13 protein-coding genes and 1 tRNA gene are annotated in these 13,060 nt (G+C 69.3%); 10 read left to right on the forward strand and 4 right to left on the reverse strand.

The features are described 5' to 3' along the window. Window positions 1–22: 22 nt before the first annotated feature. A complete protein-coding gene (locus ABL843_RS27075; protein WP_418117959.1) occupies window positions 23–910 on the reverse strand; it encodes an MOSC domain-containing protein in 888 nt (295 codons plus the stop codon). Between the two features lie 118 nt (window positions 911–1,028). Between ABL843_RS27075 and ABL843_RS27080 the strand changes: the two genes are divergently transcribed. The 3 genes from ABL843_RS27080 to ABL843_RS27090 are packed head-to-tail and all read left to right on the forward strand — an operon-like array spanning window position 1,029 to window position 4,754. Next, window positions 1,029–2,156: an FAD-dependent monooxygenase gene (locus ABL843_RS27080; RefSeq protein ID WP_418117961.1), complete on the forward strand. Its 1,128-nt coding sequence runs from the start codon at window positions 1,029–1,031 to the stop codon at window positions 2,154–2,156. Window positions 2,157–2,202: 46 nt separating this feature from the next. After that, on the forward strand, window positions 2,203–2,925 hold the full coding sequence (locus ABL843_RS27085; protein WP_184640831.1) for a DsbC family protein: 723 nt from the start codon (window positions 2,203–2,205) through the stop codon (window positions 2,923–2,925). Beyond that, window positions 2,925–4,754: a M61 family metallopeptidase gene (locus ABL843_RS27090; RefSeq protein WP_418117962.1), complete on the forward strand. Its 1,830-nt coding sequence runs from the start codon at window positions 2,925–2,927 to the stop codon at window positions 4,752–4,754. Before ABL843_RS27085 ends, ABL843_RS27090 begins: the two co-directional genes overlap by 1 nt. 263 nt (window positions 4,755–5,017) lie before the next feature. On the opposite strand, the gene ABL843_RS27095 is transcribed toward ABL843_RS27090, so the two are convergent. Then, entirely contained in the window at window positions 5,018–5,608 is a 591-nt protein-coding gene (locus ABL843_RS27095) for a DUF2325 domain-containing protein (RefSeq protein ID WP_418117963.1), read from the reverse strand. A gap of 136 nt (window positions 5,609–5,744) precedes the next feature. Here ABL843_RS27095 and ABL843_RS27100 point away from each other — a divergent pair, with 136 nt between their 5' ends. Then, window positions 5,745–6,524, forward strand: coding sequence for an enoyl-CoA hydratase (locus ABL843_RS27100; protein ID WP_418117964.1), 780 nt, complete (start codon window positions 5,745–5,747; stop codon window positions 6,522–6,524). A gap of 16 nt (window positions 6,525–6,540) precedes the next feature. On the opposite strand, the gene ABL843_RS27105 is transcribed toward ABL843_RS27100, so the two are convergent. Both ABL843_RS27105 and ABL843_RS27110 read right to left on the reverse strand, forming a co-directional pair. Next, entirely contained in the window at window positions 6,541–7,968 is a 1,428-nt protein-coding gene (locus ABL843_RS27105; protein ID WP_418117965.1) for a hypothetical protein, read from the reverse strand. After that, window positions 7,965–8,633 (reverse strand): sigma-70 family RNA polymerase sigma factor, encoded by a 669-nt coding sequence (locus ABL843_RS27110; RefSeq protein ID WP_126023649.1) that lies wholly within the window; start codon window positions 8,631–8,633, stop codon window positions 7,965–7,967. The genes ABL843_RS27105 and ABL843_RS27110 overlap by 4 nt, the downstream gene beginning before the upstream one ends. A gap of 135 nt (window positions 8,634–8,768) precedes the next feature. Between ABL843_RS27110 and ABL843_RS27115 the strand changes: the two genes are divergently transcribed. From ABL843_RS27115 to ABL843_RS27140, 6 genes are all read left to right on the forward strand, one after another. Further along, a complete protein-coding gene (locus tag ABL843_RS27115; RefSeq protein WP_418117966.1) occupies window positions 8,769–10,301 on the forward strand; it encodes a VWA domain-containing protein in 1,533 nt (510 codons plus the stop codon). Between the two features lie 54 nt (window positions 10,302–10,355). Then, window positions 10,356–10,432: transfer RNA gene (locus ABL843_RS27120), tRNA-Met, on the forward strand. 81 nt (window positions 10,433–10,513) lie between these two features. After that, the gene (locus tag ABL843_RS27125; RefSeq protein ID WP_165909670.1) at window positions 10,514–10,915 is read left to right on the forward strand and encodes a DUF2946 family protein; all 402 of its coding nucleotides are present in this window, start codon (window positions 10,514–10,516) and stop codon (window positions 10,913–10,915) included. A 131-nt stretch (window positions 10,916–11,046) separates the two neighbouring features. Next, complete coding sequence (locus ABL843_RS27130; protein WP_418117967.1) at window positions 11,047–11,664, forward strand: SCO family protein; 618 nt, start codon at window positions 11,047–11,049, stop codon at window positions 11,662–11,664. A 46-nt stretch (window positions 11,665–11,710) separates the two neighbouring features. Then, window positions 11,711–12,190, forward strand: coding sequence for a copper chaperone PCu(A)C (locus ABL843_RS27135; protein ID WP_418117969.1), 480 nt, complete (start codon window positions 11,711–11,713; stop codon window positions 12,188–12,190). A 269-nt stretch (window positions 12,191–12,459) separates the two neighbouring features. After that, window positions 12,460–12,969 (forward strand): hypothetical protein, encoded by a 510-nt coding sequence (locus ABL843_RS27140; protein ID WP_418117970.1) that lies wholly within the window; start codon window positions 12,460–12,462, stop codon window positions 12,967–12,969. The last annotated feature ends 91 nt before the right edge of the window (window positions 12,970–13,060 follow it).

Raw genomic sequence — 13,060 nt, forward strand, 5'->3', positions numbered from 1 at the left:
GGCGCCAACCGGGCGCCGACTTTCATTCGAACTTGTAGTTCGCGCCCACCACCTGCCCGACCTTGAGCGTGTGCTCCACGCCCTGGATCACGATGCAGTTCATGCCGAAGGTGATGCCGCCGTCCACGCGCGCGTCGGCGCGGTAGGTGCGCAGCGTGTTGCCGACTTCCGGGCTGCTCAGCGCGGTCGCCGGGTCGATGTCGGGAATCGGGCAGCGCGTGCAGGGCTTGACGGGGCGCAGTTCGGCCTCGCCCTCGCCGGTCGTGATGTGCAGCGCGTCGACGCGGTCCTCGTCGTGCGACTCGATGCCGGCGAGCACGATGTTCGGGCGGAAGCGCTCGATGCCCACGGCGCCATGGCCCTGCGCCGCGAGACGGTCGTTGAGCTCGGCGAGCGAGCCTTCGCTCGCCACCAGCAGCGCGTAGCCGTCGGCGAACTGCGTCTGCGCCTCCACGCCGTCGGTCCACTTCATGCTCGACAGGCGCCTGTGCTCGGGGTCGAAGCGCACCAGGCGCAAGGTCTGCGGCTTGCCGGGCTCCGAGAGGAAGTCGCTGAACCATTGCGCGGCGATGTCGCCCATGTCGTAGGCGGCGACTTCGTCCTTCCACACGCGAACCCACACCGGCTTCTCGACCCGGTCGAAGGCCAGGTGCAGCGCCAGCATGCCGGGCGCGCGCAGCACCACTTCGGTGTGCTTCATCTGCGGCTTGATCAGCGCCATGCGCGGCAGCTGCCGCTGGGTGACGAACTCGCCCTCGGCGTCGACCACCATCCAGGCGCGGTCGAACTCCAGCCCCGTCTCGGTCAGCAGCATTTCGGGAAGCTCGACGCCGGCGCAGGATTTCACTGGGTAGACGAACAGGCGCGAGATGGTGGCCTGGAGATCGAAGGCGGGCTGGGAAGCGGACACGGTGGGGTTTCCTTGGAATTCGGCCGCGATTGTCCCGTATCGCAGCGGCGGCAAGACCTTGGGCCACCGGGAAAAGACCCCGGGTCCGCGCCGGACGGGCAACTCCTACAATCCTTCGATGGCTCTCCCCCCAGAAGTTTGCATTCGCGGCGCCGGCATCGTCGGCCGTACGCTGGCCCTGCTGCTCGCACGCGAGCGCGTGCGCGTCGCGCTGGTGGTGCCGCCGGCCGCGCAGGGCAAGGAAGACATCCGCGCCTACGCGCTCAATACCGCCTCCCGCGCGCTGCTCGAATCGCTGCGCGCCTGGCCCGACGCGGCCCATGCCACGGCCGTGCGCGAAATGCTGGTGCATGGCGACGAAGGCGGCCGGGTGCAGTTCAGCGCCGCGCGCCAGAAGGTCGATGCACTGGCCTGGATCGTCGACGTGCCCGCGCTCGAAAAGCAGCTGGCCGACGCTGTGCGCTTCCAGCCCCAGATCGAAGTCGTGGCCGAGCCCGTGGCCACGCCGCTGACCGTGGTGTGCGAGGGCAAGGCCAGCACCACGCGGGAGGCCCTCGGCGTGAGCTACGAGGTCACTCGCTATCCGCAGCACGCCATCGCGGCCCGGCTGGAAGCAGCGCAGTCGCACGACGGCATCGCGCGCCAGTGGTTCAACGACAAGGGCGAGGTGCTCGCGCTGCTGCCGCTGGACGGCACGCACGGCAGGACGGTCGCGCTGGTGTGGTCGGCCGACCAGCTGCGAGCGCCCGAGCTTCTCGCGCAAGGCGACGAAGAGTTCGCCGCCGCGGTCACCGAGGCCAGCCACAACGCGCTCGGCGCGCTCCGGCTCACCAGCGAGCGCTCCGCCTGGCCGCTGGCCCGCGCCATCGCCGACCGCTGGACCGGTGCCATGCCCGGCCAGCCGAACCGCTCGTGGGCGCTGGCGGGCGACGCCGCGCACACGGTGCACCCGCTCGCCGGCCAGGGCCTGAACCTGGGACTGGCCGACGCCGCCGAACTGGCCTGCGTGATCAAGAACCGCGACTACTGGCGCAGCGTGGGCGATGCTCGGCTGCTGCGCCGCTACGAGCGCGCCCGCCGCACCGACGTGCTGCAGATGAGCCTCGCGACCGACGGGCTGCAGCAGCTCTTCGCGCACGACCTGGGCCCGCTGCAGGCCTTGCGCAACTGGGGCATGCGCGGTTTCGACCGCACGCGCCTCGTCAAGCACTGGATCACCGCGCAGGCCATGGGCCTGAAGGCCTGAGGCCCTACCCCTTCGACTGAATCCCGACCGAACAAACGGACTTCCGATGACACTCGTACGCAACCTTCTTCTCGCCGCCTGCACGCTCGGCGCGGTCGTGGCCGCCACCGCGGGCGAAGCCGAGATCCGCAAGAACCTGCCCTCGCGCATTCCGCAGTTCCCGGCCATCGACGAGGTGTCGAAGTCGCCGGTCCCGGGCGTGTACGAAGTGCGCGTGAACGGCTCGCAGATCTTCTACACCGACGAGCAGGGCAACTACCTCTTCCAGGGCAACCTGATCGACGTGAAGGCGCGCAAGAACCTGACCGAGGAGCGCGTCGAGAAGCTCAGCGCCGTCGCCTTCGACCAGTTGCCGCTGAAGGACTCGATCAAGATCGTGCGCGGCAACGGCAAGCGCAAGCTGGCCGTGTTCGAAGACCCGAACTGCGGTTACTGCAAGCGCTTCGAGAAGGACATGAAGACGGTCGACAACGTCACCGTGTACCTGTTCCTGTACCCGGTGCTCGGCCCCGATTCGAACGTCAAGTCGCGCGACATCTGGTGCAGCAAGGACAAGGGCAAGGCCTGGAGCGACTGGATGGAATCGAGCACCCGCCCGGCCACCGCGCCCTCGAGCTGCGACGTGACCGCGCTGCAGCGCAACGTCGACTTCGGCCGCAAGTACAACATCACCGGCACGCCCACGCTGATCTTCAGCGACGGCACGCGCACGCCGGGTGCCATTCCCGCGGAGCAGGTCGAGAAGCAACTCGCCGCGTCGTCCAGCTGATGGCGACGAAGGCCCCAGCGCGGCACGCGGCAGGCGTGCACTACCGCGTCGAATGCGCCGACCCGCACGCGCATCTGTTCGGCGTCACCCTCACCATCGACGCGCCCGCCGCGCAGCAGCGCGTGTCGCTGCCGGTATGGATTCCTGGCAGCTACCTGGTGCGCGAATTCGCGAAGAACCTGCAGGGCCTGCGCGCCACGCAGGGCCGCCGCAAGCCGGTGCAGACGCAGCTCGACAAATGCAGCTGGCTGGTCGAATGCACACCCGGGCAGCCGCTGGTGCTGAACTACCAGGTCTGCGCGTACGACAACTCGGTGCGCACCGCCTGGCTCGACGCCGAGCGCGGCTTCTTCAACGGCACCAGCGTGTGCCTGCGCGTCGAGGGACAGACCGAATCGCCGCACGCGATGGAGATCGTCGCGCCCGCGCATGTCGATGGCGACAGCCCGCGCTGGTCGTGCGCCACCGCGCTCGTGCCGCTGAAGGCCGACAGGCACGGCTTCGGCAGCTACATCGCGTCGGGCTACGACGAGCTGGCCGACAGCCCGGTGGAAATGGGCGCCTTCTGGAGCGTCGACTTCGAAGCCTGCGGCGTGCCGCACCGCTTCGTGGTGGCCGGCGCAGCCGCCTCGTTCGACGGCGACAGGCTCATCGCCGACACCAAGGCCATCTGCGAGGCCGAGATGCGCTTCTGGCACGGCGACAAGGTCGGCAAGCGCGGCGGTGCGAAGCCGCCGATCGACCGCTATGTGTTCATGCTCAACGTGGTCGACGACGGCTATGGCGGGCTCGAGCATCGCCATTCCACCGCGCTGATCTGCAACCGGCGCGACCTGCCGCAACTGGGCGAGAAGAAGAAGCAGCCCGATGGCTACACCACGCTGCTGGGGCTCATCAGCCACGAGTACTTCCACACCTGGAACGTCAAGCGCATGCGGCCGGCGGAGTTCGCGCGCTACGACTACAGCCAGGAGAACTACACACAGCTGCTGTGGTTCTTCGAAGGCTTCACCAGCTACTACGACGACCTGCTGCTGCGGCGCGCCGGGCGCATCGACGACGCGGGCTACCTGCGGCTGCTGAACAAGACCGTCAACCAGGTCATGCAGACGCCCGGCCGGCTGGTGCAGCCGGTGGCCGACGCGAGCTTCGACGCCTGGGTCAAGTACTACCGCCAGGACGAGCAGACGCCCAACAGCACGGTGAGCTACTACACCAAGGGCGCGCTGGTGGCGCTGTGCCTCGATCTCACGCTGCGCCACGAAGGCAAGGGCACGCTCGACGACGTGATGCGCCACCTGTGGAAGCACAGCGAGGGCGGGCCGATCAGCGAGGAAGACATCGCAGCCGCGCTCGAAGCCGTGGGCGGCCGCTCGTACGGGCAGGAACTGGCGCGCTGGGTGCATTCGACGGAAGAGCTCCCGCTCTCGCTGCTGCTGCGCTCGCACGGCGTGGCCACGCTCGAAGACCCGTCTCAGCCGGCGCAGGCGCTGGGCCTGCGCGTGGCCGAAGCCAACGGCGGCGTGCAGGTGAAGGTGGTGCTGCGCGGCGGCGCCGCCGAGAAGGCCGGGTTCTCTGCCAACGACGAGTGGATCGGCATCGAGCTGCCCGCATCCGGCAGGAAGAGCCAGCAGCGACCGGCGCAGGCCTGGCGCATCGCCAAGCTCGACGACCTGGCGCTCTACCTGGGCGATGCCACGAAGTGCACCGCCATCGTGGCGCGCGACCGCAAGCTGATCAGGCTACCGCTGGCGCTGCCGACCGGGGTGACCACCTGGCGGCTGTTCTCGCACGATGCCGGCAAAGTGACGGGCTGGCTGGGCGGATAGGGCCTGTTCACACTATTTCCGGGGTCGCGTTGGCGTTACAAGGGGCTGGCTGCAAGGCGCCCGCGCGCAGCAAGGCTTTCGCCTTGCAAGCGCGGGCAACGCCGCAGACGGCCCCTTGTAACGCCAACCCTGCGGGAAGGGCAGCCAGGGCGGGCCACTCGGCGTTGCACTCCTAGCGTGTGCTCATGCACACGCGTCGTCGCGCGCCTTGATTGGCCCGCCCTGTCTGCCCTTCGCGACCCCGGAAATAGTGTGAACAGGCCCTAACCGTTTTCTCCTGCCACCACGGGGTGGCGCACGAACATCATCGGCTGGGGTTCGCCCACCAGCACGCAAGGCTTGCCGGTGCGCCGGCAGTGGTCCTGCACGCGCCAGTAGGCGCCGTGGCTCACGCACCCGGTCTGGCAGATCACGAGATCGGCCGCGCGCAGGCTGGCTTCGAGCGCGGCGTCGTCCGCCTCGTCGCCGCCGTCGTGATGCAGGTAGCGGCCACCGGCGATCTCCACCAGCTGGCGCGCGAGCGAGGTCGGCGCCTCGTCGCCCTGCCCCACGCACAGCACCGCCTTCTCGCGCAGGTCGGCCGGCGCAGGTGCCCCCGACGGCTTCAGGTGGCGCTTGCTGCCCGGCATCAGCAGCGCATGCAGCCGCTTCGGCAGCGCGCCGCCCGCGGAGGCTCGCGCCGCGAGTTCCTCGCGCACGATGGCGATGGCCGAATCCCGCGCCACCAGCGCGCCGCGCAGCCGCACGATCTGCGCTTCGAGCTTTTCGACCAGGGCTGCCTGCTCGACCAGCAGGCGCGAGCAGCGCTCCTGAACGCGGGCATAGGCCCGCAGCAACACGGCATGTTCTTGCATCGGGAACTCCATGGCGGGCATTCTAGATGAGAGCAATTCTCAATTGAAGCAATCCGCAGCGGATCACCCCGCCGGCCATGCTGGGTATAGTGAAGCGCGTTTTTTCTTCCCCTTTCCCGTTCCCCCCGGAGACACCATGAGCTACGAAAACATCGAAGTGCGGACCGAAGCAGGCAAGGTCGGCATCATCACCCTCAACCGCCCCAAGGCCCTGAACGCGCTGAACGACGCGCTCATGACCGAGCTGGGCCAGGCGCTCAAGGCCTTCGATGCCGACGACGCCATCGGCTGCATCATCCTCACGGGCAGCGAGCGCGCCTTCGCCGCCGGCGCCGACATCGCGGCGATGGCCAAGTACAGCTTCATCGACACCTACAAGGGCGACTACATCACCCGCAACTGGGAAACCATCCGCTCCATCCGCAAGCCGGTGATCGGCGCGGTGGCCGGCTTCGCGCTCGGCGGCGGCTGCGAGCTGGCGATGATGTGCGACTTCATCATCGCGGCCGACAACGCCAAGTTCGGCCAGCCCGAGATCAAGATCGGCGTGATCCCCGGCGCCGGCGGCACGCAGCGCCTGCCGCGCGCGGTGGGCAAGAGCAAGGCCATGGACATGGTGCTCACCGCCCGCATGATGGACGCGGCCGAAGCCGAGCGCGCCGGCCTCGTCAGCCGCGTGGTGCCTTACGAGAAGCTCGCCGACGAGGCACTGGGCGCGGCGCTGGTGATCTGCGGCTTCTCGCAGATCTCGGTGATGGCGGCCAAGGAATCGGTCAACCGCGCCTTCGAGAGCGGCCTGAGCGACGGCGTGATGTTCGAGCGCCGCCTGTTCCACGCGCTGTTCGCCACGCAGGACCAGAAGGAAGGCATGGACGCCTTCCTGACCAAGCGCCAGCCCGACTTCAAGAACGCCTGACGGCGGAATTGCTCCGTCAGCGCTGCAGCAGCGAACGCAGCGCGTCGAGCGCCTGGGCCGGCGGCGTGCCGACCAGCGCCGCACCGCCGGGCTGCGGCGTCCAGCGCACCTGGTCGCCGGCGATCTCCATCACCGCGACCAGCGACTTCCCCCGATAGAGCTCGAGCCGCGCCTCCACCGGCGCGGCCAGCGGCTCGTCGGGCGCCGTGGCCGATCGCGCCACGGTGCCCACCAGCGCCGCCAAGCCTTCGATGTTGCCGCGCTCGCGCCGCACGCTCTCGCCGTTGCGCGTGAAGCCCAGGGAAGTCCATCGATCCAGCGCCGAGAAAGGCGCCGCGGTCCGCGGCGCGATGGCCTTGGCCGCTGACGGGGCCGGTGCGGATGGACGCACCGCGCCGGAGGCACCCGCGCCGACGTTGTCCTGCTGGGCGAGTGCAGGCGCGGAATCCTGGAGCGGTTCGCGATACGCCGGCGCGGCGCCGGGTGCGGGCGCAGGAACGACGGCGGCCGGCGGCACTGCCGGGGCGACCGCGGCGGGCGCACCCGCCGCGTAGGCACGGCGCCGCTGTTCACCCTCCGCCTGCGCTTCACGACGCTCGTCGCGCGCGATGGGCGCGGGCAGCGGTGCCGGCGCAGCCTGCTCGGCCACGGCCGGAGGCGGCGGAGCCGGTGCGATCGATGCAGACGGCGAGACGGGAGCCGGAGCAGCCGGGGCAACTGGAGCAACAGGTGCGGCAGGCGCCGCCTGCAGGAGCGGGGGCGCCGGCTCGGCTTTCGGTGCGGCATCCGCGCTCGCCGTGTTGGCGGTCTCCTTGGGCGCCCTTTTGGCTGAAGAGTCTGCCGACTCGCGCGCGATCCTGGCGCGCTGTTCCGATTCAGGTGCAGGTGCAGGTGCTGCGGGCGCTCTGGCGGGAGCAGGCGCCGCTGCTGCGGGCGCTGCCTGCGTCTCCGCCTGTGCAGTGGCTGCCTCTGCTGGAGGCGCGGCTGGCTTCGGTGCAGCCGGTGCGGCAGGCGCGGCAGGCGCGGCCGGGGCGGTTGGTGCTGGTGCAGGCAGCGCTGCAGGTGCTTGTGCCGGCGCCGGCGCAGTCGCTTCGCCCACCCGCGCCTCGCCATCGAGCCGCGCATCCGGCACGGGCTCCTTGTGCCAGAGCACCGTCACGAAGGCGGCAACCAGCACGGTGGCGAACGCGGCATTCCACGGCATGCGCGCATGCGGCCCGCCGCCACCGAAGAGACGGCGCCACCAGGGCGCTGCGCTCGCGTTGTTGGCCGCGGGGCCTGCGTTCGCAGGCGCGGCGGCGAGGTTGTGCGCCATCTTCAGGATCGCCTCGCGCGTGCGCGGATGGGGCGTGGCCTCGCTGTCTGGCGCATGGTCGAGCGCGCGGCGCAACGCCGGGTCGCGCAGGTCGTCGAACCTGGAGTTGTCGTTGTTGCCGCCGCTCATGCCCGCTTCTCCAGCACCGACAGGTAGCGTTCCATGCAGCCGCGCAGTTTCTGCAGGCCGTAGCGCAGCCTGCTGCGCACGGTCTCGAAGCCGATCTCCAGGCTCGCGGCCAGCGCCTCGACGGTCAGGCCGTCTTCGTGATGCAGCAGGAACGCGGCGCGCTGCTCGGCCGGGAGTTCGTCCAGGCAGGCGAGCAGGCGGCGGCCCGCGGCGCGCCAGAACGCGAGCTCCTCCGCCGAGGGATGCGACGCCGCATCGGCCGCCGCGCCGCGCACGCCGTGTTCGAGCGTGGGCACGGGGCTGTCGTCATCGTCCGCATGCGCTTGGAGCGTCACTTCGCGCCCGCTCACGCGCAGGCGGTCCATGGCCAGGTTGTGCGCGATGGTGAAAGCCCAGGTGCGCCACGTCGCGCCCTGCGGCGAGAAGCTCTCGCGCGCCGAGATGATCCGCACCCAGGTGTCCTGGAACACTTCGTCGGCCTGCGCCGCGAGCCGCGCACCCAGCAGACGCTTGACGAAGCGGAACAGCCCGCCCTCGTGGCGCGCATAGAGCACGTCGAACGCGGCAGCGTCGCCCTGCGCGTAGGCCAGCATCAACTGATCGTCGGGCATGGCCTGGCGCTCGGGGGCGTTCTTGGCTGAAGGGGCGCGGGGAAGCGCGGACATCGGAGGATTTTCACCCGAGCTTGTACGGGCGAAGAGGCGCACCGGGGTTCGAGGCGGCAAAAAATTCGCGGCCGGCTAACCCCGACGGCGCAAGCAGGCCGTATCAGCCAGCACCCAACCACCCGGAGTGCTTCCATGACCCAGCCTTTCGTTTACCGGTTCAGCCGCCCGCTCGTCGTGCTGCTGTGCGCCCAGCTGCTGCTGGGCGCCAGCGGCGCCACCGAAATGCCCGCCATCGGAAGCTCCGTGCGCTGGCCGACGCCCGCGCCCGACAGCCGCACGCTGCCGACGCAGACGGTGCCGAACTTCGATGCCCCTTCCGCCACGCACTGCGCACGGCCGGTACGGACCTACGAGACGCCGGGCATGCCGCGCGTCTCGGGCGCGCGGGAAGAGCGCAGGTACGCCGAGCTGTCGAAGGAATACAGGGCGAGCCCTGCGGTCGTGCCTTCGCCCACGACGCCAAAGCCGATGGCGACGCCAGCGGCCAAGTCGGCACCGGCTGGAGCGGCTCTCGCGGATGCCATCGCGGAGGCGCCGCCGGCCCCGGTAGCACCCGTCGCGCCCGCCCCCGCGGCTCGCGCGGCCGGCGAGCTTCAAGCGCCTGTGCAAGCCCAGCGCCCGGCCAACGAACCCGTCACCGCCGGCATGGTCGACGACAACGCCGACTTCAGCGAATACCTGGCCTTCCACGGCCGCACGCAGGTCCCCCATCGGGAGCGCGACATCAGCGTGCGCTACCTGCTGCAGGTGCGCGATGCGCGCGGCGCGGTCGTGCCCGATGCCGAAGTGGCCGTGCAAGCCGCCAACGGCGCCGCCATGTGGGCCCGCACCGATGCGGGCGGGCGCGCGTGGCTGCATCCGAACGCCTTCGACAAGGCGCACAGCGCGGTCTATGAAGTCACCGTGCGCAAGAACGGCCGCCAGAGCACCGTTTTTCTGCAGCGCGGCCAGAAGAACGCGGTCGACGTGGTGCTGGGCGGCAAGCCGGGCGCCGTGCCCGCGCGCGCGAGGCTCGACCTGGTCTTCCTGATCGACGCCACCGGCTCGATGGATGACGAGATCGCCAAGCTCAAGGCCACCCTGCGCACCATCGCCGACCAGGTCGCCCGGCTGCCCAGCCGCCCCGACACCTGCTTCGGTCTCGTGGCGTATCGCGACCGCGGCGACGAGTTCCTCGTGCGCCGCCACGACTTCACCAACGACCTCGACGGCTTTCAAGGCGTGCTCGACGCGCTGCGCGCCGCGGGCGGCGGCGACTACCCCGAGGCGATGAACGAGGCGCTCAACGAAACCGTCCACAAGCTGAGCTGGCGCGGCAACGACACCACGCGCCTCGTGGTGCTTCTGGCCGACGCGCCGCCGCACCTCGACTACGGCGGCCCGCAATACGACGACGACATGGTCGCCGCGCTGGGCAAGGGCATCAAGGTGTTCAGCGTGGGCGCATCGGGCCTGGACAAGCAGGGCGAATACATCCAGCGCCAGATTGCGCAGTACACCGGCGGGCGCTTCGTGTTCCTCACCTACAAGGACGCGGCCAACCCGGCGAGCGGCCCGGGAACGCAGACCGTGCACGACGTCGGCAACTATTCTGTGCAGACGCTGGACAAGCTGATCGTGCGGCTGGTTTCCGAAGAATTGGGCAGGTTGCCGTCGGGTGGTTGAGCGGCCGCAAAAGTCTGGGCTATAATCGCGGGCTCGGTGAGCAACACACCGAACGGCTCTTTAGCTCAGTCGGTTAGAGCGATGGAATCATAATCCACAGGTCCGCGGTTCGAGTCCGTGAAGAGCCACCAAAACAACCGAAAAAGCCTTGCAGGTCAACGACTTGCAAGGCTTTTTTCTTTGCCGCGCGAGGCTGGCCGATAATCCGGACGATGCCTGCGCCACCCCTTCGACCCACGCCTGACCGCCTCGGCAAGGGATTGCGGCGCCCGGCCGCCGGGCTGATCCGGTGGGTGCTGCTGTGGTTCGCGCTGTCGCTCGGCGCGGCCGTCGCCTCCCCGCTCGTGCATCCGCAGGCGGTGGAACTGGTCTGCTCGAACGCCGGATCGCTCAAGGCCATCGTGCACACCGACGACGGCGCGCAGGAGCTGGGCGCAGGCCACATGGACTGCCCGCTGTGCGTGCTCACCGGCGCCCCGCCGGCGACCACGCCCATCGTCGAGCTGCCGGTGCTCCCGCCAGCGGCCCGCGTGCCACGGCCGACTCCGTCCGCGCACATCGCAGCAGCCACCGCGGCGCCGCTGCCGGCACGCGGGCCTCCCTCGCTCCTCTGAGGCTTCTTCCCCAGTTCCCGCACGCGTGATGCCGCGGCGGGCCTCCATACGAGGCCTGTCGCTCATCCATCGCATGCGCTTGTGCAACGAATCCATCGGCGCCCGGACAGGCGCCGGAGCGAGTCCATTCAATGACCAGAAAAGAATCCATCCAGCCGACGCGTCGCCGCCTGCTGCTCTCAGGCGGCAGCCTCGCCGTGCTCACGACCCTCGCGGCCTGCGACAAGGTGCTGCCCACCCGCTTCAACGGCGTCGACATCACCGGCGCCAGCTACGCGACAGACTTCCGCCTGACCGACGCCGACGGCCGCGAGCGCACGCTGGCCGACTTCAAGGGCAAGGCCGTGATGATGTTCTTCGGCTTCACCCAATGCCCCGACGTCTGCCCCACCGCCCTCGTGCGCGCGGCCGAGATCAGGAAGCTGCTCGGCAGCGACGGCGAGCGCCTGCAGGTGATCTTCGTCACCATTGATCCCGAGCGCGACTCGCCCGTCGTGCTCAAGGCCTACACGCAGGCCTTCGACCCGAGCTTCATCGGCCTGTACGGCGACATGCAGCGAACCAGCGAGACCGCGAAGGACTTCAAGGTGTTCTACCGGAAGGTGCCCACCGGCTCCTCGTACACCATGGACCATTCGGCCTTCAGCTATGTGTTCGACCCCAAGGGCAAGATCCGCATCGTGCTGCGCCACGAGCAGAGCGCGCAGGAGTGCGCCGAAGACCTGCGCAAGATCCTGCGGTCCGCCTGAAGGCCTGCGCCATCGCACACAGATTCAAACCAAGGAGATCAAGATCATGAAGAACCGTATCGCACACATCCTCGCCATCACCAGCGCCGCGCTGCTCACCGCGCATGCGGCGAACGCGCAGGTCACCGTCAAGGACGCATGGGTGCGCGCCACCGTGCCGCAGCAGAAGGCCACCGGCGCGTTCATGCAGCTCAGCGCCGCGAAAGACACGAAGCTGGTCTCGGCCAGCTCGCCCGTCACGCCGGTCGTCGAAGTGCACGAGATGGCCATGCAGGACAACGTGATGCGCATGCGCCAGATCCCCGAGCTCGAGCTGCCGGCCGGCAAGACCGTCGAGCTCAAGCCCGGCGGCTATCACGTGATGCTGCTCGACCTCAAGCAGCAGGTGAAGGAAGGCGACACCGTACCGCTCACGCTCACCTTCGAGGGCAAGGACGGCAAGCGCGAAACGCTGGAGGTGAAGGCGCCGGTGCGGGCGCTGAATGCCTCGGCGCAGCCCGCGGGGCATGGCGGGCACAAGCACTGAATCCGCCCCGCGCGGCCAGCCACCCTTGCGCCTGGACAGGCCAGAGGGAATACCCTTTTTCGGTGATGGCGCTCACCCCCGGAGATCAGAAGAATTGTTGACAAATATTCACAATCCATCCCCTCGCCGGCCGGCTCCTTCGTGGGCCGGGGTTCCCCGGGGCGCATGAGTTGTCCAGGGTGCCGGGAGGCGATCTCGCCGTCCCGGCTCCGGCTGGCCGGCACGGCGCGGCATCGAAGGCCGAGGGAGGTGATCACAGGGGTCCTTCAGTGCCGCTCAGATACCTTCTCCATCTGGAGCATGCCAACCTGCCGATGCACGTGACCGACGCGCAGGACGTGCGGCGCGTGTCCGTCCTGAAGGCCACCGGCCTCATCGAAGCGGCCATCGATCCGGCCTTCGACACCGACCACGGCAGCTACAGGCTGGCGCAGGCGGCGCTGGTGGTCTGCATCACGGAGGAAGGGCATGCCGAGATCGAAAAGCTGCGCGGCCACCGCGGCGGCACCGACCCGGCATCGAGAAGAAAGAAGGCGAAGACGCGCCTGGAGCCACTGGACTACCTGCGCGCCATAGAACGTTCGGCCTTCCCCCTGCGGGTGGAGGACCCGCAGGAGATCAGCTGCGTCGACGTACTGAAGCAGGCCGGGTTCGTCGATGCGGCCATCAGCCCCGGGCTCGCCTGGAAGGACGCTGGCGGATCGCCGCAGGAGCTCGCCGTGATCCGGCGCATCACACCGTTCGGACGGGCGCAACTCGCGCGTGGCGCCGCCAAGTAGTTTCGCGGCATCCGGAAGATCGCGAACGGGCCGGCATGCGCCGAGCCCTCCGGTTTGCATACATTCGCGCGTGCCCTGGGCCTTTGGTCTA

The organism is Variovorax sp. 350MFTsu5.1 (genome assembly GCF_048302515.1).
GTDB classification, from domain to species: domain Bacteria; phylum Pseudomonadota; class Gammaproteobacteria; order Burkholderiales; family Burkholderiaceae_C; genus Variovorax; species Variovorax guangxiensis.